Annotated in this window: 22 protein-coding genes; 8 read left to right on the top strand and 14 right to left on the bottom strand. The window is 67.1% G+C overall.

From position 1 onward, the window contains the following. Window positions 1-157: 157 nt before the first annotated feature. Window positions 158-2,056, top strand: coding sequence for a dynamin-like GTPase family protein (locus AU198_RS11870; protein ID WP_082690983.1), 1,899 nt, complete (start codon window positions 158-160; stop codon window positions 2,054-2,056). Between the two features lie 96 nt (window positions 2,057-2,152). Further along, window positions 2,153-3,649 carry a dynamin family protein gene (locus AU198_RS11865; protein WP_064348325.1) on the top strand — a complete coding sequence of 499 codons (1,497 nt, stop codon included), beginning with the start codon at window positions 2,153-2,155 and terminating at the stop codon, window positions 3,647-3,649. On the opposite strand, the gene AU198_RS11860 is transcribed toward AU198_RS11865, so the two are convergent. The 5 genes from AU198_RS11860 to AU198_RS11840 are packed head-to-tail and all read right to left on the bottom strand — an operon-like array spanning window position 3,646 to window position 6,691. Beyond that, entirely contained in the window at window positions 3,646-4,110 is a 465-nt protein-coding gene (locus AU198_RS11860; protein WP_064348324.1) for a hypothetical protein, read from the bottom strand. The genes AU198_RS11865 and AU198_RS11860 overlap by 4 nt on opposite strands. A gap of 19 nt (window positions 4,111-4,129) precedes the next feature. Continuing rightward, a complete protein-coding gene (locus tag AU198_RS11855; protein ID WP_156431572.1) occupies window positions 4,130-4,582 on the bottom strand; it encodes a hypothetical protein in 453 nt (150 codons plus the stop codon). A gap of 39 nt (window positions 4,583-4,621) precedes the next feature. Beyond that, entirely contained in the window at window positions 4,622-5,554 is a 933-nt protein-coding gene (locus AU198_RS11850) for an LLM class F420-dependent oxidoreductase (protein WP_064348322.1), read from the bottom strand. A gap of 40 nt (window positions 5,555-5,594) precedes the next feature. After that, window positions 5,595-6,215: a TIGR03085 family metal-binding protein gene (locus tag AU198_RS11845; protein WP_064348321.1), complete on the bottom strand. Its 621-nt coding sequence runs from the start codon at window positions 6,213-6,215 to the stop codon at window positions 5,595-5,597. Between the two features lie 26 nt (window positions 6,216-6,241). Continuing rightward, window positions 6,242-6,691 (bottom strand): hemerythrin domain-containing protein, encoded by a 450-nt coding sequence (locus tag AU198_RS11840; RefSeq protein WP_231744655.1) that lies wholly within the window; start codon window positions 6,689-6,691, stop codon window positions 6,242-6,244. 316 nt (window positions 6,692-7,007) lie between these two features. Here AU198_RS11840 and AU198_RS11835 point away from each other — a divergent pair, with 316 nt between their 5' ends. Further along, window positions 7,008-10,067: an ATP-binding protein gene (locus AU198_RS11835; protein WP_082690982.1), complete on the top strand. Its 3,060-nt coding sequence runs from the start codon at window positions 7,008-7,010 to the stop codon at window positions 10,065-10,067. 39 nt (window positions 10,068-10,106) lie between these two features. On the opposite strand, the gene AU198_RS11830 is transcribed toward AU198_RS11835, so the two are convergent. The 4 genes from AU198_RS11830 to AU198_RS11815 are packed head-to-tail and all read right to left on the bottom strand — an operon-like array spanning window position 10,107 to window position 16,238. After that, a complete protein-coding gene (locus AU198_RS11830; RefSeq protein WP_064348319.1) occupies window positions 10,107-12,446 on the bottom strand; it encodes an arylsulfatase in 2,340 nt (779 codons plus the stop codon). 52 nt (window positions 12,447-12,498) lie between these two features. Further along, a complete protein-coding gene (locus AU198_RS11825; protein WP_064348318.1) occupies window positions 12,499-13,095 on the bottom strand; it encodes a hypothetical protein in 597 nt (198 codons plus the stop codon). A gap of 12 nt (window positions 13,096-13,107) precedes the next feature. After that, complete coding sequence (locus AU198_RS11820) at window positions 13,108-14,724, bottom strand: long-chain fatty acid--CoA ligase (RefSeq protein ID WP_064348317.1); 1,617 nt, start codon at window positions 14,722-14,724, stop codon at window positions 13,108-13,110. Continuing rightward, entirely contained in the window at window positions 14,721-16,238 is a 1,518-nt protein-coding gene (locus AU198_RS11815) for a WS/DGAT/MGAT family O-acyltransferase (RefSeq protein ID WP_064348316.1), read from the bottom strand. The genes AU198_RS11820 and AU198_RS11815 overlap by 4 nt, the downstream gene beginning before the upstream one ends. A gap of 116 nt (window positions 16,239-16,354) precedes the next feature. Here AU198_RS11815 and AU198_RS11810 point away from each other — a divergent pair, with 116 nt between their 5' ends. Further along, entirely contained in the window at window positions 16,355-17,620 is a 1,266-nt protein-coding gene (locus tag AU198_RS11810) for a PucR family transcriptional regulator (protein ID WP_156431571.1), read from the top strand. On the opposite strand, the gene AU198_RS11805 is transcribed toward AU198_RS11810, so the two are convergent. The 4 genes from AU198_RS11805 to AU198_RS26815 all read right to left on the bottom strand — a co-directional run bounded on the left by AU198_RS11805 (window position 17,613) and on the right by AU198_RS26815 (window position 20,398). Beyond that, a complete protein-coding gene (locus AU198_RS11805; RefSeq protein ID WP_064348314.1) occupies window positions 17,613-18,401 on the bottom strand; it encodes an SDR family NAD(P)-dependent oxidoreductase in 789 nt (262 codons plus the stop codon). The genes AU198_RS11810 and AU198_RS11805 overlap by 8 nt on opposite strands. Next, window positions 18,398-19,246: an SDR family NAD(P)-dependent oxidoreductase gene (locus AU198_RS11800; RefSeq protein ID WP_064348339.1), complete on the bottom strand. Its 849-nt coding sequence runs from the start codon at window positions 19,244-19,246 to the stop codon at window positions 18,398-18,400. The genes AU198_RS11805 and AU198_RS11800 overlap by 4 nt, the downstream gene beginning before the upstream one ends. Window positions 19,247-19,351: 105 nt before the next feature. Further along, window positions 19,352-20,266, bottom strand: a complete 915-nt coding sequence (locus AU198_RS11795; RefSeq protein WP_064348313.1) for an alpha/beta hydrolase fold domain-containing protein — start codon at window positions 20,264-20,266, stop codon at window positions 19,352-19,354. 3 nt (window positions 20,267-20,269) lie between these two features. Then, the gene (locus tag AU198_RS26815; RefSeq protein WP_286141461.1) at window positions 20,270-20,398 is read right to left on the bottom strand and encodes a hypothetical protein; all 129 of its coding nucleotides are present in this window, start codon (window positions 20,396-20,398) and stop codon (window positions 20,270-20,272) included. A 297-nt stretch (window positions 20,399-20,695) separates the two neighbouring features. On the opposite strand from AU198_RS26815, the gene dnaK reads away from it, so the two are divergent. The 4 genes from dnaK (at window position 20,696) to AU198_RS11770 (ending at window position 24,901) form a co-directional block, all read left to right on the top strand. Beyond that, window positions 20,696-22,555 carry a molecular chaperone DnaK gene (gene dnaK / locus AU198_RS11785; protein WP_064348338.1) on the top strand — a complete coding sequence of 620 codons (1,860 nt, stop codon included), beginning with the start codon at window positions 20,696-20,698 and terminating at the stop codon, window positions 22,553-22,555. Then, window positions 22,552-23,166 (top strand): nucleotide exchange factor GrpE, encoded by a 615-nt coding sequence (gene grpE / locus AU198_RS11780; RefSeq protein WP_064348311.1) that lies wholly within the window; start codon window positions 22,552-22,554, stop codon window positions 23,164-23,166. The genes dnaK and grpE overlap by 4 nt, the downstream gene beginning before the upstream one ends. 152 nt (window positions 23,167-23,318) lie before the next feature. After that, window positions 23,319-24,497: a molecular chaperone DnaJ gene (gene dnaJ / locus AU198_RS11775; protein WP_064348310.1), complete on the top strand. Its 1,179-nt coding sequence runs from the start codon at window positions 23,319-23,321 to the stop codon at window positions 24,495-24,497. Continuing rightward, a complete protein-coding gene (locus tag AU198_RS11770) occupies window positions 24,497-24,901 on the top strand; it encodes a heat shock protein transcriptional repressor HspR (protein ID WP_064348309.1) in 405 nt (134 codons plus the stop codon). The genes dnaJ and AU198_RS11770 overlap by 1 nt, the downstream gene beginning before the upstream one ends. Window positions 24,902-24,909: 8 nt before the next feature. Here AU198_RS11770 and AU198_RS11765 read toward each other — a convergent pair whose 3' ends face one another. Continuing rightward, window positions 24,910-25,812 carry an aldose 1-epimerase gene (locus AU198_RS11765; protein WP_064348308.1) on the bottom strand — a complete coding sequence of 301 codons (903 nt, stop codon included), beginning with the start codon at window positions 25,810-25,812 and terminating at the stop codon, window positions 24,910-24,912. Window positions 25,813-25,835: the final 23 nt, after the last annotated feature.

The raw sequence follows: 25,835 nt of genomic DNA, 5'->3' as shown, positions 1-25,835 counted from the left end.
GTCGATGTGAGCACCACCGTCGACACCGGCCTGTTCTGAGTCCAACCACACAACGCCAGTCCAACCACACAACGCCACTGGCGGGGATCAATCCACGATCCCCGCCAGTCGGCACGTCTACCGTTGACTCACCGGCCCACCCGGACGCGAGGACTTCATGACGCAAGGCAACGGCCCACGACCGGCCAACCAGAGTTCGGCCGGCGAGCCGGCCAAACAAGCCAAGGCCGGCGAGCCGGCCAAACAAACCAGAGTCATCGTCGAACTGATCGACCACACCAGCAGGACCGCCGCTGCCAACGACCGCGCGGATCTGGTCGAGCGGCTGGCCAAGGCCAAGGACCGCATCACCGACCCGCAGATCCGGGTGGTGATCGCCGGTCAGCTCAAACAAGGCAAGAGCCAGTTGTTGAACTCGCTTCTCAACGTTCCCGTCTCGCGGGTCGGTGACGACGAGAGCACGGTGCTGCCGACCGTGGTCACCTACGGCGAGACCGCCGCCGCCAAGCTCATCGTGGCGCGCGGCGAGGGCGAGGAACCCGAGGCCGTAGAGATCCCGATGGCCGACATCAAGAACGACCTGCGTCGGGCGCCGCAGGCCCATGGGCGTGAGGTGATCCGCGTGGAGGTGACCGCGGCCAGCCCGCTGCTCAAGAACGGGCTCGCGTTCGTCGACACTCCGGGCGTCGGCGGGCACGGCCAACCTCACCTCTCCGCGACGCTGGGCCTGCTTCCCGACGCCGATGCGCTGTTGATGTGCAGCGACACCAGCCAGGAGTTCACCGAGCCCGAGATGACGTTCATGCGGCAGGCCTTCGAGATCTGCCCTGTCGCAACGATAATCGCGACCAAGACCGACCTTTATCCGCACTGGCGCCAGATCGTCGATGCCAACAAGGCGCATCTGCAGCGCGCGGGTGTCAACGTGCCGATGATCCCGGCCTCCTCATTGCTGCGCAGCCACGCGATCGCGCTCAACGACAAGGAGCTCAACGAAGAGTCGAACTTCCCGGCCATCGTGAAGTTCCTCAGCGAGCAGGTGCTGGCGCTGCAGAACGGCCGGATCCGCGACCACGTCGTCAACGAGATCTATTCGGCAGCCGAACATTTGACACTGAAGGTCAAGGCCGAGCTGTCCGCACTCAACGACCCCGAGACGCGTGACCGGCTGAAGGAGGACCTCGAACGGCGTAAGCAGGAGGCCCAGGATGCCTTGCAGCAGACCGCGCTGTGGCAGCAAGTGCTCAACGACGGAATCGCCGATCTGACCGCCGATGTCGACCACGATCTGCGGGGGCGGTTCCGCGTCATCGGCCAACACATCGAAAAGGTCATCGACACCTGCGACCCGACACATCACTGGGCCGAAATCGGTACCGAACTCGAGAACGCGGTCGCGACGGCCGTCGGCGACAACTTCGTCTGGGCCTATCAACGCGCCGAGGCGCTGGCCGCCGAGGTCGCGCGCACGTTTGTGGAGGCGGGTCTCGACGCGGTCAGCATGCCCCAGCTCGACCCCAGCCGGATGGGTGCCAGCCTCGGGGAGATGAAATCCCTGGGCAAGCTGGAGGCCAAGCCGGTCCGCGCGGGACGCAAGTTGACCATGGGTATGCAGGGCTCGTACGGCGGCGTCCTGATGTTCGGCATGATGACGTCGTTCGCGGGCCTGGGCATGTTCAACCCGATCTCGTTGGGGGCGGGTCTGCTGATGGGGCGCACGGCGTACCGCGAGAACATGGAGAACCGGATGCTGCGGGTCCGTAACGAGGCCAAGACCAATACGCGCCGATTCCTCGACGACACCCAGTTCGCGGTGGGCAAGGAATCGCGCGACCGGCTCAAGGCGATCCAACGGCAGCTGCGCGACCACTACCGCGGTATCGCCAACCAGACCTCCAGATCGCTCAACGAGTCTTTGCAGGCGACCATCGCCGCCGCGCAGGTGCAGGAGGCCGAACGCAGCGGCCGGATCAAGGAACTCGAGCGCCAACTGAACATCCTCAACCAGGTCACCGAGCACGCCACGAAACTGATGCGGACCGAGACCGCGGCTTAACCCGTCGGGACCACGTAGCGGCCCCGGTGCATAAGCTGGACTCTTGGCCATCGCCGAACCCGGAGAGCAGCCAGGAGCATTGGTGGACAGCGCGAAATGAGCACAAGCGATCAGGTGCGCGCGATCCTGGGCGGAACCATCCAGGCGTACCAGGCCGATCCCGCTTATGGTCATCGCCCCGATGTGCACAACGAGTTGGAGCGCATCGGCGGCCGGCTCAACCAGCCGATCCGGGTCGCCCTGGCCGGCACACTCAAGGCGGGTAAGTCGACGTTGGTGAATGCGCTTGTGGGCGAAGACATTGCGCCGACAGACGCCACCGAGGCCACCCGGATCGTGACGTGGTTCCGGCACGGTCCCACACCGAAGGTGACCGCGAACCACCGCGGCGGCAGGCGTTCCAACGTGCCGATCGGGCGCGATCCCAACGAGGGCGGGCTGACGTTCGACTTCGCCACGCTCGATCCCCAGGACATCGTCGACCTCGACGTGGAATGGCCGGCCGCCGAGCTGATCGACACCACGATCATCGACACCCCGGGCACGTCGTCGCTGTCCCGCGACGTCTCCGAGCGCACACTGCGCCTGCTCGTACCCGAGGACGGGGTGCCAAGGGTCGACGCGGTGGTCTTCCTGTTGCGGACGCTGAACGCCTCCGATATCGCACTGCTCAAGCAGATCGGTGAGTTGGTCGGCGGTTCCGCGGGCGCGTTGGGTGTGATCGGGGTGGCCTCTCGCGCCGACGAGATCGGGGCAGGGCGCATCGATGCGATGCTGTCAGCCAAGGACGTCGCGACGCGGTTCACCGCCGAGATGGAGCGGACCGGAACGTGTCAGGCGGTGGTGCCGGTGTCCGGCCTGTTGGCGTTGACGGCACGGACGTTGCGGCAGAGCGAGTTCGTCGCGCTGGAGAAGTTGGCCGGGGTGGACGCCGCCGAGCTGACCAAGGCGATGCTGTCGGTGGACCGCTTCGTCCGCGACGACAGCCAGTTGCCGGTGGACGCTGCAACGCGGGCGGCACTGCTGGACCGGTTCGGCATGTTCGGGATCCGGATCTCGATCGCGGTGCTGCGCGCCGGGGTCAGCGATTCGGTGGCGCTGGCCGACGAGTTGTTGGAACGCAGCGGGTTAGTGGCGTTGCGGGAGGTGATCGATCAGCAGTTCGCGCAGCGGTCGGATCTGCTCAAGGCCCACACCGCGTTGCTGTCGCTGCGTCAGTTCGTGCAGGCCAACCCGATTTACGCCACGCCCTACATACTGGCCGACATCGACCCGCTGCTCGCCGACACGCACGCGTTCGAGGAGCTGCGACTGTTGAGCCAGTTACGCTCGCGACCAACAACATTGAACGACGACGAGATCGCCTCGCTGCGCCGGATCATCGGTGGTTCGGGCACCGACGCGGCCAGCAGGCTCGGCCTGCAGCCGGACAATCCGTACGACGGGCCGCGCGCGGCGTTCGCGGCCGCTCAGCGCTGGCGCCGGCGCGCCGAGCATCCGTTGAACGACCCGTTCACCACCAGGGCTTGCCGGGCGGCGGTCCGCAGCGCCGAGGCGTTGGTGGCCGCGTACGCCGCTCAGCACCGGGCTTAAGGAGTCGGCGGCGCCGTCACGGTCTCGGTCTCGGTCACCGTTTCGGTGCTGGTTTCGGTGCTGATGCTCGTGGTCGGCGGCGGGGTGGTCGTCGTGGTCGTCGTGGTGGTGGTCGGCTCCGTGGTGGTGGGCGCCGCCGGTGGTGCGGTGATGGTCTCGGTCACCGTCTGGGGCGACTGTGTTGTGGTGACCGGTGCGGTCGTCCGCGTCGTGGTCAACGGCGTCAACGACGTGGGCTCGGTGGTGGAGTCGTTGCCGCTGATCAGGCTGGCCAGCCCCCACACGATGAGGGCGACGAGTAACGCGCCGATAGCGCCGAACGCGACCAGCGCAGCGGGCTTGCGGTACCAGGGAATCGGCTCCTCGGGAGGCAACCCGGGGCCGCCGTCGCCGTAATTGAGGTACGCCGTCGGCTCGTTGTCGGGATGGTTCGGGTCCTCGGGGGGTCCGTATCGCGCCACGGCCACCGATAGTAGGCCCTCAGGGGTACGGATAAAGCGTGCGCGTCACATTCGTCCGGGGTCGGCGCGTCGTGCGGGTCGTGGTCGGATCCTCGTCCTCGTCGGCCTCACTGGTTGGCGTCGTTTCGCTGCTGGTCGTCGTCTCGCTGGTGGACGTCGTCTCGCTGCCCGAGGTCGTCGTCTCCGAGGGCGTGATGTCGTTGATATCGGTTGTCTGCGGTGGACTGGTCGTGGTGATCGTCGCGGTGGTGGCCGTCTGGGTCTCGGTTGCGGTGAACGTCGGCTCGACGTAGTTCAGCGGCGCCTGCGGCGGCTCGCTCGATCGGCCGGTGACGAAGGACACCGCGAGCACCAGGATCCCGATCGCGACCAGGCCGACCAGGCTCGCGCCGACCACTTCCGGCGTGCGGTTGTACCAGGGCTGCGGCGGCGGGTTCCCACCGCGGTCGTCGTCACTGTTGCCGCCGGGCACGGCCACTGATCGTAGGGCCGCGGGCCCGCGCGCGCCTGCTCAGCGAAGCTGCGGCCGCACCTCGCGGGCGACGAACTCCAGGTGATCGAGGTCTGACATATCGAGGACCTGCAGGTATATGCGCTGAACACCGGCCTCCAGGAACGGCCCCAGTTTGTCTGTGATCTCGGCGGGCGTGCCGACCGTCGGAGAGTTACTCCGCAACTCGTCGACCTCGCGGTTGATCGCCGCCGCCCTGCGGGCGATCTCGCCGTCGTCGCGGCCGGCGCACAGCACGAACGCCGCGGAGTACGTCATCGAATCGGGGGATCGCCCGGCATCGGACACGGCCGCGGCGACGCGCTCGAACTGGGTCCTGACCGTGTCGAGCGGCACGAACGGAACGTTGAACTCGGTGGCGTACTTCGTTGCCAGCGCGGGCGTGCGCTTGGCGCCCTGGCCGCCGATGATCACCGGCGGGTGCGGTGACTGCGCGGGTTTGGGCAGGCCGGGAGAGTCGGCGACCGTGTAGTGCCGGCCGGAATAGTCGAACGTCTCGCCCTGCGGCGTCGTCCACAGCCCGGTGATGATCTCCAGCTGTTCGGCGAGCCGGTCGAATCGTTCGCCCAGCGACGGGAACGGGATCGCGTACGCCTGGTGTTCGGCCTCGAACCAGCCCGCTCCGAGGCCGAATTCCACACGGCCCCCGCTCATCTCATCGACCTGGGCGACCGATATCGCCAGTGGGCCCGGAAATCGGAAGGTCGCCGACGTCACCATCGTCCCCAGGCGGATCGTCGACGTCTCGCGCGCGATACCGGCCAGCGTGACCCACGAGTCGGTCGGGCCCGGCAGACCGTTCCCGCTCATCGCGAGGTAGTGATCGGACCGGAAGAAGGCGGAGAAGCCCAGATCTTCCGCGGCCCGCGCGACGGCGAGCTGGTCGGCGTACGACGCGCCCTGCTGCGGTTCGACGAAAACCCGCAAATCCACCGATGAGCTCACGGACGCCAGCTTAGGCACGATCGACGGATCACAGCCCGCGACGGTTTCCGCGAACCGCCTCGACGGTCGCCGGATCGCCGTCGAAGTCCAGGCGCACTTCGTCGCGACCGGAGATGAACAGCAGCAGTTCCTGCGCTTCGCCGACGACGGTCAGCGGTTGACCCTTTCCGGCCGTGGCCAGCACCTTGCCCTGGGGTGTCTTCAGCGTCATCCGCGCGGGCGCCTTGGCCAGCGTCATCTTCGCCATCAGCGGCAGCGAACGTGTCAGGGCGCTGATTGTGCTGTTATCCAGAGGCCTTGGCTCCCAACCGGATTGCGCGCGTCTGACGTCTTCGTGGTGGATGTACATCTCGCCCATGTTGGCCACCGGGTCGAGCAGTTTGAACGGCGAGTACAGCGGCGGGCCGGAGGCGACCTTGTCGAGCAGTTCCTGCCAGTCGGTCTGCGCGGTCTGCCGTTGCACCTTGTCGGTGTATCCGGCCAGTGCGGGGATCATGATCCCCGGGGTGGCGTCGAGCCTGCGCTCGCGTACCACCAGATGCGCGGCGAGGTCCCGGGTGGTCCAGTCCCCACACAAGGTGGGGGCGTCCGGTCCGACCTCGCGCATAGTCTCGACGAGTGCGGCGCGTTCCCGTTGTGCGGCGGTCATCCCTCCACCTTAGGGACGGGTGAGCGTCACACGCCCCAGTCGACCATCTGCCGGCCGGGATGGGCTTCGTGCCACGCCGCGATCGCCGCATCCCAGTCGTCGCCGTCCAACTCCGTGATCGACGCGGGGAAGATCCCGTCCTCCTCCTTGCGCGTGTGCTCCCAGAGGTCCTCGACGGCGTCGCGGATGGCCCGCTGATCGGCCTCGCGCGTCAGGTCCACGGAGGCGAGGAGCTCGGCAAGCTCACGGTGCTCGCGAATGAGGGGCTCGATGTGCTCGGCGAACAACTCCTCGCGTAGGAGCACCTTGAACAGGCCCTCCTCCTCGCCGCGCCAGTGGGTCTCCAGCTCCTGCGCCATCTCGGCCAACAGCCGTCGCGCGGTGTCGAGGTCGCCGCGGTCGATGCGCCGGACGGCCTCACCCCCCAGGTTCAGGACGCGGGCGTGCTCGTCGATGTAGTCCCGGATCAAGGGCATGTCGCGGCACCCGCAGTACTGGCACATCGCTCTTGACGGTACGCGGCGCAGCGGGCGATGTTGCTTCTGGAACACGTATCGGAAACGGGGCATGAGCGTGGCCTCGTTGATGTGCGAAGTACCCGGAGCGAGACTTCGTCCGAAGCCCGTACCGGGCGCGCCTGTAGACGGGACAATACTCCGTAGCCACCGCCCCAACCTGCGAAGAACTGATGTGACGACAGCGCAGCCCCCGTGCGAACAATGCGGGGCCCAGCCACGAGAGCACGCTCGGTTCTGTGACGCCTGCGGCAGCGCACTGTCGAAGCCTGACCACATGACCGAGTACAAACAGGTGACGATCCTGTTCGCCGATGTCGTGCGTTCTATGGACATCGCCGAGAGGCTCGGTGCCGAACGTTTGCGCGAGTTGATGACGGAGCTCGTCGAACGGTCCGGGGCGGTGGTGCAGCGGTATGGCGGCACGATGAACCAGTTCACAGGCGACGGGTTCATGGCGTTGTTCGGGGCGCCCGCTGCCATGGAAGACCACGCGCTGCGCGCTTGCTTGGCCGCGCTCGACGTCCAGGCGCAGGCCCGCATATTGGCCGCCGAGGTGCACCGACGCGACGGGATTGCCCTGCAGGTGAGGGTCGGCCTGAATTCGGGCGAGGTGGTTGTCGGCGAGATCGGCACGGGGCCGATGAGATACACGGTTTCTGGTCAGCACGTCGGGCTGGCCCAGCGGATGGAGTCCGTCGCCGATCCCGGTGGTGTCATGCTCAGCGCCTCAACTGCCAGGCTCGTTCAACATCAAGCGGTTCTGGGTGAGCCGCGGTCTGTGCGCGTCAAAGGTGCCGTCGATCCGGTTCGGGCGCATCCGCTGCTGACGGTCGATTCCGAACACCACCGCGCCGTTACGAACAAATCCCGACTCGTCGGGCGGGATCGCGAGATGGCCGCTGTTCGCGAAGCGTTGAAGGTGGCGCTTCACAGTGGTGGGGGTGTCGTCGCGGTCGTCGGACCTCCGGGCATCGGCAAGAGTCGGTTGGTCCGGGAATCGACAGCCACCGTGAACGCTTTCGGTGCGGAGGCCGTCTATACCTACTGCGAATCACACACCCGCGGAATTTCCTTCCACGTCGTCGCGCGCATGTTGCGCGTGGCGATGGGCGTCAGCGACCTGCAGCCGGAACAGGCGCGAACTCGACTTCGTGACCTGCTCCCTGCTTGCGACGATCGGGACATCTCGCTGCTCGACGACCTGCTCGGAATCCGGGACCTCGATGCAGCGCAGCTAGAGGTCAGTCCCGACGCCCGCCGTCGGCGCCTCCTAGAGATCCTTGAATCGGGTCTGATCGGTCGCGCAAAACCCATGCTCTACGTCGTGGAAGACCTGCACTGGATCGACGTCGTGAGCGAGGAATTGCTCACCGACATGGCCGCTGCACTGCCCCGAACCCGGTCAGCGATGCTGGTGACCTATCGGCCGGAGTACCACGGCCATCTTTCGACGGTTGCAAATATCGAGACTGTGGAGCTTGCCCCACTCGACCGTTCGAAGAGCGCCGAGCTGACAGCCGAACTGCTCGGTGCCGACCCGTCGGTCAAGGTGCTGGCGAGCAAGGTCACCGAACGGGCCGCCGGCGTCCCGTTCTTCGCCGAGGAAATCGTCAGGGACCTCGCCGAGCGCGGCGTGTTGTGCGGCCCCCGGGGCGGGCACCGCTGTGTCACGCCCATTGAGGACATTCACGTACCCGCCACGTTGCAGGCCGCCATCGCTGCGCGTATCGACCGGCTGGACGAGCGGGCAAAGCGGACCCTGCACGCGGCGGCGGTAATCGGTTCGCAGTTCAGTGCGGACCTCGTCGAGAAGCTCACGCCTGATGCCGAGTGGGCGGCGCTAGTCGACGGTGAGTTGATCGTTGCGATGTCCGCGACGTCCCGTGATGAGTACGCCTTTCGCCATCCGCTGATCCAGGATGTCGCTTACAACTCTCAGTTGCGCTCCGACCGGGAGAAGCTGCATCGCCACCTCGCGACGGCCATTGACCCGATCGATGAAAACGCCGCACTGATCGCCACCCAGTGGGAGGCCGCGGGAGATTTCCACGAAGCGTTCCAGTGGCATATGCGTGCCGGCTCGTGGTTCAACTATCGAGATCACCGCGCCGCTCGGACAAGCTGGCAGCGGGCGCGTGGTGCCGCAGACCGGATGCCCGCCGAGGACCCCGAGCGACTCGCCTGCCAGATCGCACCGCGAACGCTGATCTGCGCAACTACGTTTCGGGTGGGCGGGGGCCCGGCTGAAACCGGCTTCGACGAATTGCAGCGACTCACGTCGCTCGCGGGCGACAAGACCTCCCTCGCCATCGGTATGGCGGGTCACCTTACGACCCTGGCCTTCATGTCGCATCATCGCCACGCCTCCGAACTGGCCTCCGAATTCGTCGATCTCGTCGAGTCGATCGGTGATCCGACCATCACGGTCGGGCTTCTTCCCGCTGCCGCACAAGCGAAGTACGAAGCCGGTGAAGCGAGCGAATGTCTCAGATTCACTGAGCGGGCGATCAGCCTCGCCGGTGGCGATGCTGCCATGGGAGACATCATGGTTGCCTCTCCGCTGGCGTGGGCCTACACGCTGCGGGGTACCGCGAAGATGTGCATGTGCAGGGCGGGTTGGCTCGCGGACCTCGACCACGGGCTCGAGATCGCCTTGCGGTTCGACATCACATCGCGCTGCAACGCAGCGCTATACAGGTATGTCCTGGCTTACCAGTACGGGACGGTAACACCCGACGCGAGCGCGATCGCATACACGGCAGAGTGGCTGCGAGAGGCCGATGAGTCTGGGGACCCGACGGCGATCACCCTCGCCAGGCTCATTCGCGGCATTACCCTGATTCACGCGGCACCGGAGCATCGCGAGGCCGGTTCAGACTTGTTGCTGGCCGCGCATGACTATCTGTCACGACTGTCGAATGGGCTCCGGCGAATTGCGGATGTCGAGATTGCCCGTTGCAAGGCGGCGGCGGGCGACGCCGACGGTGCGATCATGATGGCGGAGGCGATCCTCGAGCAGGCGCTCGGGACCGGTGAGATGTTCACCCGAGGCGCGGCAACCACCGTGCTCGTCGAAGCGTTGCTGACGCACGGGCGGAGCGGTGACCTTCAGCGCGCGCGAGCCGCCGTCGACCGGCTGGCGGCAGTACCCACCGAACCGGGGTTCGTATTGCACGAGATCGCGATTCTGCGGTTGCGGGGTCTGCTGGCCAAGGCGGCAGGTGAGGCCGAGAACCACCGAAGCTGGGTGCGCCAATACCGCTCAGCCGCTGAACGTGCGGAGTTCAGCGCCCACATCGCCGCAGCCGAGTCCATGGGGGCAGGTGATAGGTGACCTCCGATTCACAGGCTGCCGTATGACCGATCCGCCGAATCAGGTGTAGGCCATATAGACGCGGTCGATGCGACCCTCGAACGGGAACGGGGCTCGCTCGCGGTAGTCCAGTGAAACCGGTGAGCCGAGGCAGGTTCCGATGTCGAGGCAGTCGTTGGCGGTGAACAACAGCGGAGCGCTCACGGGAACCTGTCCTGTCGCAACGGTTCCCCCTCCGACAACCAGAGTGATGTCCAGTGGTCCGGCGGGTCGCTGTTCGGCGTAGCGGGTTTGAACCGAGATGGTGGTGCGCCCCGGCGGGATTTTCGCACCGGACCGGATCTTGGTGCGCTGCAGGAGGAACAGGTTGTACTCGTAGCACAAGTACCCATCGTCGAGATAGCAGGTCAGCCCTCCGGCGGCGGCTCCGAGCGCGTACAGCACGCCGTTTGCGTCGGCGGGAACTTCGGCATCGATGGTTACGACGTTGTTCTTGTTTCCCAGCGCGGGCGCACAGAACTCCGGCATGCGCACCATGTCTCCGGAGAACTCCCACTCCCGGTACGGCGGAGCGATCCGCAACTCGGGGTGATAGACGGGCACCCACAATCCGCCGCCGATCGGGAGCACCGAATTGCGCGCCGCCTCAATGGCGAACATCTCGCGCATCTGGGTCAGCCTCTCGGGTGCCTCGTGCGCGAGATCGTCGGCCTGAGACCAATCCTCGTCGAGGTGATACAGCTCCCAGGCGTCGGCGTCGGGCGTCCAGGTGGCGATGCCCTCGGGCTGGCCCGGCACCCACGGCAGACGCGGGCCGCGGGCACACGCCAGCCACCCGTCGTGGTAGATCGCACGGCTGCCCATGATCTCGAAGTACTGGGTCTTCTTTCCGCCGGGAGCCTGGCGGTTGGCCAGGTTGTGCGCGAAACTCGCTCCGGCGAGCGGAATCTGCGGTTCACCGTTGACCACGCGCGGTGCCTCAATGCCCACGATGTCGAAGATGGTGGGCACCACGTCGTTGCAGTGAAGGAAGCTGTCTCGCGGCGTGGTGTCCGGGGCGATCTTGGCGGGCCACTTGATGGCCAGCGGATTTCGGGTGCCGCCCAGATGGGAGGCCAGCAGTTTCATCCCCTTGTACGGTGTGCTGCCCGCCCATGCCCACCCGGCGTGGTACTGGTTGTCGACCAGAGGCGACCCGAGCACGTCGAGGCCGCCGAGCTCGTCGAGCGCGTCGATGTGCTGGCGGACTGTTGTCGGAATCCCGTTCTGCGCCAACAGTTCGGCGATCGTGCCGTTCTGGCCTTCACCCGATGAACCGTTGTCGCCCCAGATGTAGAGGAACAGCGTGTTGTCGCCGTAGCCGAGCCGGTCCAACTCGTCGGCGAGACGGCCGACCTGGACGTCGACGTGCTCGGCGTAGCCCGCCGCGACCTCCATGAGGCGCCGCTGGAACGGCTTCTCGTCCTCGGGGATGCTGTCCCAGGACGCCAGGGTGTCGTCGCGCTCGGTGAGCTTGCAGTCCGGTGGAAGCCAGCCCTTCTCCTTGGCCCGCTCGAACACACGCTGTCGGTAGGCGTCCCAGCCGTCGTCGAACCTGCCTGCGTACTTGTCCGCCCATTCCTTCATGATGTGGTGCGGGCCGTGCAGGCAGCCGCTGGCCCAGTACATGAAGAACGGTCTTTCAGCACTGAACGCCTTGTGCCGACGCAACCAGGAGATCGCGTCGTCGGCCAGATCCTCCGACAGGTGATACCCCTCTTCGGGGGTCCGCGGCGGGGCGACGACGGTGGTATTGCGGACCAGATGCGGCTCGTATTGCGAGGCCTCGCCCGCGAGAAACTCGTAGAAGTATTCGAAACCCAGACCGGTGGGCCAGTTCTCGAACGGACCCGCCGCTGTCGTTTCCTCGGCAGGGGTGTTGTGCCACTTGCCGAATGCCGAGGTGGCGTACCCGTACTGTTTGAGCACCTCGGCCACCGTCGCGCTGGACCGCGGGATCTTGCCGGAGTAACCGTCCCAGTCGTTGGCCAGTTCGGCGATCTGGCCGTTGCCGATCTCATGGTGGTTGCGTCCGGTGAGCAGCGACGCGCGGGTTGGTGAGCACATCGCGGTGGTGTGAAACCTGTTGTAAGACACACCTTCCGAACAGACCCGGTCCATGGTTTCGGTGCGGACTTCACCGCCGAAGGTGCTCGGCAACCCCGGTCCAGCGTCGTCGATGAGAACGATCACGATGTTGGGCGCGGCGTCATGCAGACGACGGGGGACCACCCGCTGGGTGTACGCCGACTCCTGCAGCGTGCGCCCTGCGACGCTCGCCGACGGGGTGGGAGGAAATGGTAGTGTCTCACCCCACGGCAGCTTCGGCGCGACCACATCGGTGTCAGCACGTTCGGGCATCGTGGTCCTTTCGCCGGTTCCGACTCATCACCCTAGACACTGCGGGCTGTGGTCACCGCAGGAACGGATTGTGTTCCGGCAGCGGCTTGATCAGCGGGTCGAGCAGCGCAGCGGACTGTTCGATGGTGAGCACGTCGGCCGGGTCGAGCATGATGAACTCGCGCGCGGTCTCGTCGTACTCCCACACGTCCTCACCGACGAGCAGTCCGTCTTGGTAGGGCCAGATCATGTGCTCGGCGGTCTTGACCAGATAGGTGGCCTGAGGATCGGCGGGCACCGCCTCGGCCGCCAGGATGGCGCCGGGGGTTTGTTGGTAGATGACCGAGGTCGACACGATCATGTCGTCGCTGACCGCCAGCTTCTCGTCGTCGACATAGAAAACGCACTGCGCCGTGTCCCGCCATTGCCGGTACAGCGCCTTGACGGCATCCGCGCCCTCGACGGTCACGCTCTTGCCGAGCATGTTGAAGTGGTAGACGGGTTTCTCGACCGTCATGTCCGGAGCGAAGATCTCCTCGTACCGGCCGGCCATCTCCAGGTAGCGGTGCCGGTTGTAGGCGTGCAGCAGGTAGAGATGACGGGGGTTGTCCGTGGTCTCGATCAAGCGCTCCACGGCCCGGTTGGTCTGGGAGATGTCGAATCTGCTCATGGTGGGTTCCTTTCAGGCTGTGGTGAACAGGTTTCGTAGGACGGATTTCTTGAACTTGCCGGTGGCGGTGCAGGGGATCGCTTCCATGAACTCGAACCGGTCGGGCAGTTGCCATTTGGCGAACTCCCGGGCCAGGTGGTCGCGCAGTTCATCGGCCGATGCTCGCCCGCCTTCGCGGAGCACCACGACGGCCAGCGGGCGCTCGCCCCAGCGTTCGTCGGGCACCGCGATCACGGCGGCCTGCGCGACGGCGGCGTGCGACATGAGCTGGTTCTCCAGGTCCACCGAGGAGATCCATTCGCCGCCGGACTTGACGAGGTCTTTCGACCGATCGCAGATCCGGATGCAGCCGTGCGGGTCGATCCGCACCACGTCTCCGGTGCGGAACCAGCCGTCGGGTGTGAAGCCGTCGGCGCCCCGCCCGCCGTGGTAGCTCGACGCCACCCAGGGGCCGCGCACCTCCAATTCGCCCATGGCGGCGTCGTCCCAGGCGATGAGCGCTCCGTTGTCGTCGCGCGCCCGGATCTCGAAGAACGGGGTGGCGACACCCTGCCGGATGCGATGGCTGTACTGCTCGTCACGCTCGCTCTCGAAGAGGCGCCCCGGCAGCCGGCAGACGGCTCCCAGCGGTGCGGTCTCGGTCATTCCCCACGCCTGCACGACGGTCAAGCCGTGGCGGTCGAACCCCTCGAACATCGACCGCGGCACGGCCGCGCCCCCGACGATCAGCCGGTCCAGCTCGGACAGGTCCCACTTGTCCGGTTCGGCGTCGAGTGCCGCGAGCATCCCCATCCACACCGTCGGCACACCCGCCGTCATCGTGACCCGTTCAGCCGCACACAAATCGAGCACGCTTTCGGCATCCAGCCGCGGCCCCGGCAACACCAGGCGGGCGCCGGCCAGCGCCGCGGCATACGGCAGGCCCCACGCGTTGGCGTGGAACATCGGCACGACGGGAAGAACGGTGTCGTGTGCCGATACCGCCAGCTGGTCGGGCAGCGCGGCGACAAGCGAATGCAACGTGAGCGCCCGGTGGGAATACACCACACCCTTGGGCCGTCCGGTGGTGCCGGATGTGTAACACATCGCCGCCGCGCGGGATTCGTCGAGGGCGGGCCACTCGACAGGCTCGGCGTCGGCTATCAGCGATTCGTAGTCCAGCGTTCCCTCCGGTGCTTCTCCGGTGTGCGTGACGACGATGACGTGTGTGAAATCGCGTGCGAAGCGGAAGGATTCGAACACCTCCAACAACGACTCGTCGACGACGATCACGTTGTCTTCGGCGTCGCCGACGATGTAGCCGAGTTCGTCGGGGAACAGCCGCGGGTTGAGTGTGTGGATTACCGCACCCATGGCGGGAACCGCGAAGTACAGTTCGAGGTGTTCGCTCTGGTTCCACAGCAGGGTGGCCACCGGTTCGCCCTCGCGCACACCGAGTGCCGACAGTGCCCCGGCGAGCCGTCGTGCCCGACTCGCGCAGGTGCCGAAGGTGGTTCGGGCGATCGCCCCCGACGGGCGGCGTGACACGACCGGCTGGTCGGCGTGGAACCATTCGGCGCGTTCCACGATGGCGGTCAGCGCGAGCGGGTAGTCGTCCATGCTGTTGCTGCGCAGCATGTGGGCGGTCATGAGGTCGCCTTCCTGCGAGTTGGGGTCTTCCTGCGTTGCGACACAGTTGAATTCGCCGCATCGGCGGCGTCACGCAGCTCGTCCAGGCCAGCGCGCAGAGCGTCGAGGATCGGCCACGGGTCGTCGACGAGTTCGCGGTCGACGACGATGCCGAACTCGAGCGAATCCTGGTAGCTCATCACGGTGATGTTGATGCCGATTCCGTCGAGCACCCCCGAGACCGGGAACTGCGCGCGCTGGCGGGCACCGCCGAGGTACAGCGGGGCCGACGGGCCCGGAACATTCGAGATCATCACGTTCGCAGGCTGATCCAGCCCGCGCAGGCCCGCCAGTCGCGATGTCGCCCTGGCCGCCTGAGCGAACAGCGCCGGGGGGATGAAGTGGTTGGCGTCCTGCAGCAGCGATGCGGGCAGCGCGCGGTGGCGCTCCTTGGCGTCGCTCATGGCCTCGTTGATGCGGCTCAGCCGCACAACCGGATCGGCCTCGTCGGTGGGCAGCGCGGTCAACATCACCGAGACCCGGTTGCCGAAGGTGCCGCGCTGCTCCGGGGTTCGCACCGACATCGGGATGAAGCTGGCGAGCGGCTCGTCGGGCAGCTCGGCCTGGTCGCCGAGCCAGGACCGCAGACCTGCGGTGCAGATGGCCAGGACGACGTCGTTGACGGTGCACTCGAACGTGTTCTTGACGTCCTTGACCTCGCCGAGTGGCAACGAGCCGAAGGCGACGCGGCGGTGCGGTGACACGCGGGCCTGAAACCGGGTGCGCGGCGCGGAGATGTCGCTGCCCCGCAAAGTCGCGCCGCCGGCGCCGCCCCGCAACGCGCGCTTGACCAACCGGCTGCTGCGCGCAATGGCCTTCACGGCTGGGAGGTGCCGAATGGTCGGCACATCGTCGAGGTGCGGCAACGCTGTCGGGCCCGCGCGCAGCACCCGAAACGGCTGGCGCAGCAGGCCGACCAGGCCGCGGCCCAGCATCTCCACCTCCGAGGGGAAGCTCTCGGCGAGGACCTCCGGCGCGGGTTCGCGCTCGCGCCCCGCCGTGTCATCGAGCAGGATGCTCATCACCTCGGCGCCGGACACGCCATCGACCGCGGCGTGGTGCATCTTCGTCAGCACCGCGACACCGCCATCGGCGAGGCCGTGGATCACGTACACCTCCCACAGCGGGCGCGCCCGGTCGAGTTGGCGGCCGATGATGCGAGCCACCTGCTCGGCGAGCTGGCGCGCGTCACCTGGTGACGGGAGCGCGAGTTCACGGACGTGGTACTCGATGTCGAAAGTGCCGTCGTCGACCCAGTACGGGTAGTCCAGAGCGAACGGGACCTGTGCGAGCCGCCAACGGAAGGTGGGCAACAGATGCAAGCGGCTGCCGATGACGTCTCGGACGAGCTCCGCATCCAGCGGCAGGCCGGCCGCGGTGTGCGACTCGTAGACACCGAGGACGCTGACGTGGCCCTGCACGCGATCGTTTTCCATCGCCAGGAACTGGGCGTCGAGGCTGGTCAGTTGTCGCATACGACGATGGTCGTCCGGGCGGGCCCCGACTTTCTTGTCTGCGCGCGCCAACGTTGTGCCCGGCCGTTGTGGAATTTGCGTATCACCGGTTGATCGGCGGCGATACCGTGCTCTGCATGGAGCCGGTGTGGGCGGGCGCGCAGGGTGAGGACCGACGTCGGGTGTGGTCGTCGGTGCTGTGTCCGTCGGCCACCGAACTCGCGGCGCGGGCCAATGAGATCTCCGCTGCGGTCAACGATTTCACCAGCGAGCGGCTCCCCGAACTGCTCGCCAGCGCCGAGGCACTCGAAGTGAACCGGGCGAGCACCGAGGCCAGTATCCGAGATTTCGCCGAGGTACTGCTGGCCGGTGCCGATCCCGCCGAGGCGGCGCGGCTGGCATCGCCGACGCTCGCCTACGCCCAGGACGGTGCGCAACACGCCATCCCGTTGGCCACCCTGATGCGCAGCTACCGGCTCGCACACGCCGCGACCGCCCAGCACTTCACCTCGATCCTGGGAACCCACGCGCGCGACACCGAGGAGTTGCTCCTGGCAACGGAATTGAGTTCGGAGTGGATGTTCGCCTACGTGGACGCCGCGCTGTGTCTGGTGGAAGAGGTCTACACGGCGGAGCGGGACCGATGGCTGCGCAGTGCCGCCGCGAGCCAGGCCGAGACCATCGGCACCATCCTGGCCGGCGCGCCGATCGACACAGAAGTGGCGAGCCGGCGGTTGCGCCACGACGTCCGCCGAGTGCACGTCGCGGCGATCGCTTGGCTGGACTCGCATGAGGAGGGCCGCAACACCCAAGCACTGCTGGAGTCAGCCATCCGCGACATCGCCGCGGCGATCGGTGACCAGAAGCCACTGGTGCATCCGCTCGGTATCCTCTCGGCAGCGGCGTGGATCGGCTCGCACAGCGAGGTCCCGTCGAAAGTGCTGGACGAGTTGCGCTTTCGCACCGCCACGGCGCCAGGGGTTCGGATCGCGGTCGGGGAGACCGCGCGCGGCATCGCGGGTTTCCGGAGCAGTCACGTCGAGGCGCTTGAAGCCCAACGGGTCGCCCGGCTAACCGGGCGCCCCGCGGGCAGTGTCACGCGTTACCACACCGTCTCGCTGCGTGCGCTTGCCACCGTCGACGCCGACCAGGCAGCGGCGTTCGTGCGACGCGAACTCGGCAAGCTGGGGGCGACGGATGAGGCGACCCGCCGGCTGGCCGCGACGCTGCGGACTTACCTCGAGGAGAACGGCAGCCGCGGACGGACCGCCAAACGGCTGCACGTGCACGAGAACACCGTCGCCTACCGGATCCGTCAGGCCGAAGAACTACTGGGGCGTCCGGTGGACAAGCGCACCCTCGAGTTGCGCGCCGCACTGGCCCTCGTCGAACTGGTCACCTAGTCAGCATCGCCTCGCGCACCCGCCCGACGCCGGCCAGCCGAGCGACCTCGCCTATCAAAACCGGTGCGAGAGCGCCGAATCCGACCAGCAGTCGCACGCCGGCCGACGCGACCGTCGTCTCCGGTCTATCCCGCTCCACCGCCTGGGCCACCGCTCGCGCGACGTCCTGCGGTGTGCTTGTGCCGAATCCGCGCGGAAGGGTGACACCGGTGTCAGCCAACATTCCGGCGTCCCGGATCGGTCCGGGGAAGACGGTCGAAACCCCGACGCCCGTTCCGTGCAGTTCCTGCCGCAGGGCCAGGCCGAGGCCCCGCAGGCCCCACTTCGTCGCCGTGTAGACCGAGCCGTTGCCCGGGGTCGCGATGAGGCCCGCTCCCGAGGAGATGAACACGATGTGCCCGCGCCCGCGTCGCTTCATCGGGCCCACCGCCGCTCGTGCGAGGGCCGCCGGAGCGAGAAGGTTGACGCGGATGGCATCGGCGATCTCGGCGTCGCTCAGCATCGCCAGGTCTTCCGGGATGCCGACGCCTGCGTTGGCGACGAGCACGTCGACCGGGCCCGCGCGGTCCATCAGGTTGCGCACCTGATCGAGGTCGGCGAGGTCGGCGGTGAGCCCTCGGGCGGCCGGTCCCAGCTCGCCGGCCAACCGCTTGAGCTCCAGCTCGCGTCGGCCCGTGACCGTCAGCGAACAGCCGCGCGCGGCCAGTTCTTGTGCGATCGCGTGGCCGATTCCTCCCGTCGCCCCGGTGACCAGGGCGTGTAGACCCGCCAGCTGCGTCATTTCGTCATCTCGGCGGTCCGGGCGGCGACCCACCGCGCCAGCGGCGGAGCGCAGCGCGAGAGCGCATACATGACGTGCGCCTCGGCGGCGATCGGCGCCACGGCGCGGTCTCGGTCGACTGCGCGCAGGGTCTTGTGCGCGACGCGCTCGGGTGAGTACCCGCGCTTGCGGTAGGTCGACGCGAGCCGTGCGCGCCGCTCGTCGAGGTCGCCGTCGCCGCGGATCGGGCTGTTCTGCGTGATGGCGGTGTCGATGATGCCCGGGCACACCGCCGTGACACCGATGCGGTGTGGCCTGAGTTCCATCCGTAACGCTTCCGATAATCCCAGGACAGCGAATTTCGTTGCGCTGTAGGCACTCAGCTGTGGATTGGCCAGCAGGCCGGCGGCCGAGGAGAGGTTGACGACGTGGCCGCCGCGGCCGGACTCGATCATGGTGGGCAGGAAGGCGTCGCAACCGTGCACGACCCCCATCAGGTTGACGCCGACCAGCCACTGCCAGTCCTTGGCGCTGGTGTCGAGGAACCCGCCGACCAGTCCTACGCCGGCGTTGTTGACCACCATGTCCACCCCGTCGAAGCGGTCGAACGTCGCGTCGGCGAACGCGGACATCTCTGCGGCGTCGGACACATCGACACGGCGGGTCAGCACCTGTGTTCCCAGGCTTCGGGCCGCATCGGCGGTGTGGGCCAGACCGGCGTCGTCGATGTCGCACAGCGCGAGGCGGGCGCCGCGTTTGGCGCACAGCCGCGCCAGCTCGCGGCCGATGCCGCTCCCGGCGCCGGTGATCACCGCCACCCGGTCGGTGAGGTCTGCGGTTCTGAGTCGGGAGGTCGATAGAGGCATGGCGACCACGTTATGGCCGTGGCGTCGTGGATCGCTCGTGCGAAGCCGCCAACTGGTCCCTTGCCCGTTGTGGGGCAACGACAATGGCACGCATCCCGGCGCCTCTCACGTCAGGTACCGAATGAGATGAGCGCCGATGAGGGCCATGGCTTCGCGAGCAGTATCCGTTTGCGATCTCGTGAAGCCGTGGTCGATGCCGGGGAAGCGGCGGTGCGTGGTGACCACACCTCGGCGAGCGAATTCTCTTGCCAGCGCGTCACCTTCGGGGCCGAGCGTGTCGAGTTCGCCGGTCATGACCAGGCTGGGCGGCATGGCTTCGGCGAGGGCGGTGTCGAACACCGGGGAGGCCAGTGGTTCGCGCCGGACGCTCGGGTCGACGACGTAAGCCTCGATGGCCAGGCGTTGAATCGTCGGGGAGATCCGCGGCCGCTTTTTGGCCGATGTTCGATCGAAGCGCGAGAGGTCCGTGACCGGAAACGTCAGAAGTGCTGCCCGCCAATCCAGCTCATCGTCTACGCGTGATTGCTGGCACACGTTAACCGCTAGCTTGGCGCCTGCGCTGGCACCCGAGAGCGACATGCGTGAGGTGTTCCAGCCGTAGTGGGAGCCCTCATGGCGCAACCACCGTGCGATGTCATAGCACTGTTGCTCTGCCACCGGGTACTGAACCTGGGGGGCGGTGGCGTAGTCGGGCAGTACCACCACGGCGCCGACCTCGGCCGCGATGTACTCGGCGAGGTACTCCTCTTGCCGCGGGTTACGCACGATGAACGCGCCGCCGTGCAGGTGCAGGGTGACGGGCGGACCACCGCTCGCATCGGCCAACGGCGCCGCAGGATGTGGCTGGTAGATCAGGCAGCCGACGCGGCCGTGACGGGTGGGCACGTTGATGCGGCCGGGCCCGGCGATGTGGCGCGAGGTGAACCGGAAACTGCGCGGGGTAGGAACGAGCGGAAGCAGGCGCTGGGCCGAATGCGCGGCCAGCCAGGTACCGGCGCGGCGCCTCGGCCGTGCGGGCATCGCTCAGGCGGCCGGGTTCGTGAGGTGCTTCCGTGCCGCGCCGAGAGCGTGGCCTGCGGTGATCGCCGCCGGGATCAGCACCGGCGAGAGTGTGAGCAGGCAGATCAGGACGGCCGAGATGTACAACGACATGGGTGACTCGCTTCCTCCGCGCAGCAGGTCGGCCGTGCGGTCCGGACAAGAGTCGGCCACCGCACGTCGCGTTCGCTTGTGCCGGCGTGACGAAAGCTCGCAGCGGATATGTCGCGGCCGCACATACCCGGGCCCCGGATCGAACCGGGGAACAAACCCTGCGAACCGGCCGTTGAGCCTATCGACACTTGAGTGAATCAGACTCAAGTCTGGGTTGACAGGTTATAGTTCGTCGGCGCAGTCTTGAGTGCGGTGCACTCAGACCCCAACAAGCAGGACTATCCAGGAGGAACCAACATGGCTCGTGCGGTCGGAATCGACCTCGGGACCACCAACTCCGTCGTCGCGGTACTGGAGGGTGGCGATCCCGTTGTCGTCGCGAACTCCGAGGGCTCCCGCACCACGCCGTCCGTCGTCGCCTTCGCGCGTAACGGAGAGGTGCTGGTCGGTCAGCCCGCCAAGAACCAGGCGGTGACCAACGTCGACCGGACCATCCGTTCGGTCAAACGGCACATGGGCACCGACTGGTCCGTGGAGATCGACGACAAGAAGTACACGGCGCAGGAAATCAGCGCCCGAACGCTACAGAAGCTGAAGCGCGACGCGGAGAGCTACCTCGGTGAGGACATCACCGACGCCGTCATCACCGTGCCCGCCTACTTCAACGACGCCCAGCGGCAGGCCACCAAGGAAGCCGGGCAGATCGCCGGACTCAACGTGCTACGCATCGTCAACGAGCCCACCGCGGCGGCGCTGGCGTACGGCCTGGACAAGGGCGAGAAGGAACAGACGATTTTGGTCTTCGACCTCGGCGGCGGCACGTTCGACGTCTCGTTGCTCGAGATCGGTGAGGGCGTCGTCGAGGTGCGCGCCACCAGCGGCGACAACCACCTGGGCGGCGACGACTGGGACGACCGGATCGTGGAGTGGCTGGTCGACAAGTTCAAGGGCACCTCCGGCATCGACCTGACCAAGGACAAGATGGCGATGCAGCGGCTGCGTGAGGCCGCCGAGAAGGCCAAGATCGAGCTGAGCTCGAGCCAGAGCACCTCGATCAACCTGCCCTACATCACCGTCGACGCGGACAAGAACCCGCTGTTCCTCGACGAACAGCTGACCCGCGCCGAGTTCCAGCGCATCACCCAGGATCTGCTCGACCGCACCCGCCAGCCGTTCCAGCAGGTGGTCAAGGACGCCGGCATCTCGGTGTCCGACATCGACCACGTGGTGCTGGTCGGCGGCTCGACCCGCATGCCCGCGGTGTCGGATCTTGTCAAGGAGATGACCGGCGGCAAGGAGCCCAACAAGGGTGTCAACCCCGACGAGGTCGTCGCGGTCGGCGCCGCCCTGCAGGCCGGTGTGCTCAAGGGTGAGGTGAAGGACGTTCTGCTGCTTGACGTCACGCCGCTGTCCCTCGGTATCGAGACCAAGGGTGGCGTGATGACCAAGCTGATCGAGCGCAACACCACCATCCCGACCAAGCGGAGCGAGACCTTCACCACCGCCGACGACAACCAGCCGTCGGTGCAGATTCAGGTCTATCAGGGTGAGCGTGAGATCGCCGCCCACAACAAGCTGCTCGGCAGCTTCGAGCTGACCGGTATCCCGCCGGCTCCGCGCGGTGTGCCCCAGATCGAGGTCACCTTCGACATCGACGCCAACGGCATCGTGCACGTGACCGCGAAGGACAAGGGCACCGGCAAGGAGAACACGATCCGCATCCAGGAAGGCTCCGGCCTGTCCAAGGACGAGATCGACCGGATGATCAAGGACGCCGAGGCGCACGCCGAGGAGGACCGCAAGCGTCGCGAGGAGGCCGACGTCCGCAACCAGGCGGAGTCGCTGGTCTACCAGACCGAGAAGTTCGTCTCCGAACAGCGGAGCGCTGAGGGAGGTTCCAAGGTCCCCGAGGACACGCTGGCCAAGGTGGACGCCGCGATCGCCGATGCCAAGAAGGCGCTGGAAGGCACCGACATCGGCGAGATCAAATCCGCCATGGAGAAGCTCGGCGTCGAGTCGCAGGCCCTCGGCCAGGCCATCTACGAGGCCACCCAGGCCGAGCAGGCGGCCAGCGGCGGCGCGGACGCCGGTGCGGCGGACGACAACGTCGTGGATGCCGAGGTCGTCGACGATGATTCTGACAAGGAGAACAAGTGACAGGAAACGATCCGCACGAGCCGGTGACGGTCACCGACAAACGGCGCATCGATCCGGTCACCGGTGAAGTGAGAGAAGCAGGTTCGGGTCCGGCGCCGGATTCGGCGCCGGACGAGGCCACTGCGACGGCGGCAGGGGAGGAGGCCGACAAGGCCTCCGAACTGCTCGCCGATCTGCAGCGGGTGCAGGCCGATTTCACGAACTACCGCAAGCGGGCGTTGCGCGATCAGCAGGTGGCGGCGGACCGGGCGAAGGCTTCGGTCATCTCGGAGTTGTTGCCGATCCTCGATGATCTCGACCGCGCGCGAAGTCACGGTGACCTCGAGAGCGGCCCGTTCAAGGCGATGGCCGACAAGTTGGTCAACACCCTTGAGGGGCTGGGTCTTTCGGGATTCGGTGCCGAGGGCGACGACTTCGACCCCGAACTTCACGAGGCCGTGCAGCACGAGGGTGAGGGCACTCACCCCGTCATCGGCACCGTGATGCGACGCGGCTACAAGGTGGGCGACCAAGTCGTGCGCCACGCCCTGGTCGGGGTGGTGGACACGGTTCCCGAGGACGGCGGCGACACCGCCTCGGGTGACGGTGCGCCGGAAGCCGAAGCCGAGTGATGAGGAGGTGGCGCGGGAATCGCCGAGAGGGCCGAATCCTGCGCCACCTTCGACTCGTCGGCGACGATGAATCCGGCGCGAATCGTCGGCAACCAGCAAAATCTGAAGTGAGACTGCGATAAACCTACAGAAGCGGAAGGAGGTGACGCGGTATGGCCCAGCGCGAATGGGTCGAGAAGGACTTCTACAAGGAGCTCGGCGTCTCCTCTGACGCCAGCGATCAGGACATCAAACGGGCGGCCCGAAAGCTGCTCGCGGAGAACCATCCCGACCGCAACCCGGGGAACTCGGCCGCCGAGGAGCGGTACAAGGCCGTCTCGGAGGCCAAGGAGGTGCTCACCGATCCGGCCAAGCGCAAGGAGTACGACGAGACCCGGCGGCTGTTCGCCAACGGCGGGTTCGGCCGCGGCCGGTTCGGCGGCGGCGGGGGCTTCGGTGGATTCGGTGGCGGCGACGGCGTCGAGTTCAACCTGAACGACCTGTTCGATGCGGCCGGGCAGACCGGCGGTGCGAACATCGGCGACCTGTTCGGTGGGCTCTTCGGCCGCGGTGCACAACAGGCGCGACCCAGCAGGCCGCGCCGCGGCAACGACCTCGAGACCGAGGCCGAGCTGTCGTTCTTGGAAGCCACCAAGGGGGTGGCGATGCCGTTGCGGCTCACCAGTCCCGCGCCGTGCACGAACTGTCATGGCAGTGGCGCCCGGCCCGGAACGAGCCCGAAGGTCTGCCCCAACTGCAACGGGTCCGGTGTGATCAACCGCAACCAGGGCGCGTTCGGATTCTCCGAGCCGTGCACCGAATGCCGCGGCAGCGGGTCGATCATCGAGCACCCCTGTCAGGAGTGCAAGGGCACCGGCGTGACCACCCGTACCCGCACGATCAACGTGCGGATCCCGCCGGGCGTGGAGGACGGTCAACGGATCCGGCTGGCCGGCCAGGGCGAAGCGGGTCTGCGCGGCGCACCGTCGGGCGACCTGTACGTCACCGTTCACGTGCGGCCCGACAAGGTGTTCGGCCGCGACGGTGACGATCTGACCGTCACCGTACCCGTCAGTTTCCACGAATTGGCATTGGGCACAACGCTTTCGGTGCCCACGCTCGAAGGCAAGGTCGGTGTGCGGGTACCCAAGGGCACCTCGGACGGACGAATCCTGCGCGTGCGCGGTCGCGGTGTGCCGAAACGCTCTGGCGGACACGGTGATCTGCTGGTGACGGTGAAGGTGGCGGTGCCGCCGAACCTGGAGGGCGAGGCGGCCGAGGCGTTGGAGGCCTATGCGAAGGCGGAGCGGGCCACTGGCTTCGATCCGCGGGCCGGATGGGCAGGTGCGTAATGGCGGCGAAACGGTCCAATGACGAGGCCCGCACCTTCCTGATCTCCGTCGCCGCGGAGCTCGCCGGCATGCACGCCCAGACGCTGCGCACGTATGACCGGCTCGGGCTCGTGCGTCCGCAGCGCACCTCGGGCGGCGGCAGGCGCTACTCGCAGCACGACGTCGAGTTGCTCCGCGAGGTGCAACGGCTGAGCCAGGACGAGGGCGTCAACCTCGCAGGCATCAAGCGCATCATCGAACTGACCAACCAGGTCGAGGCGCTTCAGTCGCGGGTCCGGGAGCTGACCGAGGAAGTCGAGGCGCTGCGGGGGTCTCCGCGCCGCGACCTCGCCGTGATGCCGAAGAGCACCGCGGTCGTGGTCTGGCAGCCCGGGGCGGGCCGGCGGCGACGTCAGGCGGAGTAGAGCTTTCGTCAACGAATCGTGATCGAGAACCGAGCGGTCTCCGGCTTGCCGGGGGCCGCTTTTCGATATCCGCCTCTGCGCAGTGCGTCGGTCGGAGCCGCCATCGGTTCGATGCCGATCAAGTCGTCATTCGGGGGTGCGAAGAGTTGCGCTGCGGGATAACCGCTTTCGAATGTCACGTCGATGCGGCGGCCACCTCCGGCGAGGGTGAACACCGCGCCTTCGGGCACCTGGTCGAAACCGTCGTCGTATGCGGTGACCATCAGGGTCTGCTCACCGCCCGGCCAGGGCTCGTCAGTGCCGGTGGGTATGCCCTTGTCGTCGACCAGCAGATGGCGCATCGTCGGGGTGCTCAGCACCCACTCCTCCCGCGGCACACCGGGGATCTTCACGTACGGGTGATAACCGAAGCACAGCGGTACGGACACCGACGAGGTGGGCGTCACCGTGGTCTCGATGGTGAGGCTGCGCTTGTCGAGCACCACGTGCTGGGTGAGCACGTGCGGGAAGGGAAACGCCGCGAGCAGTTGCGCGTCGGAGCCGTAGTCGAGCACGGCGGTCAGGCTGTTGCCGGTACGGTCGCTGACCTCCCAGCCCGGGTAGGCGGCGAGCACGCCGTGAATCGGCGCACCGTGCTCATCGGTCCGCACACCACCTGTGCCCGGATCCAGGGTGACGACGGACCCGTCCACCTCATAGGTGTTGGCGCTCAACCGGTTCGCCCACGGATACAGGATCGGGATCCCCATGGTCTTGCCGTTGTTCACATAAGCGGTCAGACCGCGGCGCTGACCGAGGAACTCGTCACCGGACTCCGCCAACGACGTGCCCACCATGCCTGCGGCGGGGACGAAGGTCGCCGTCAGGTCCGACGACAGATCTCGCAACGTGACGGCATCGAAGTCAACCACAAGACGATCGTCGCACGCTGCGC

Source organism: Mycobacterium sp. GA-1199 (assembly GCF_001500045.1).
In the GTDB taxonomy this organism is placed as follows: Bacteria; Actinomycetota; Actinomycetes; order Mycobacteriales; family Mycobacteriaceae; genus Mycobacterium.
The sequence above is the reverse complement of the archived record's forward strand: the minus strand, read 5'-3'. Positions and strand labels throughout refer to the sequence as shown.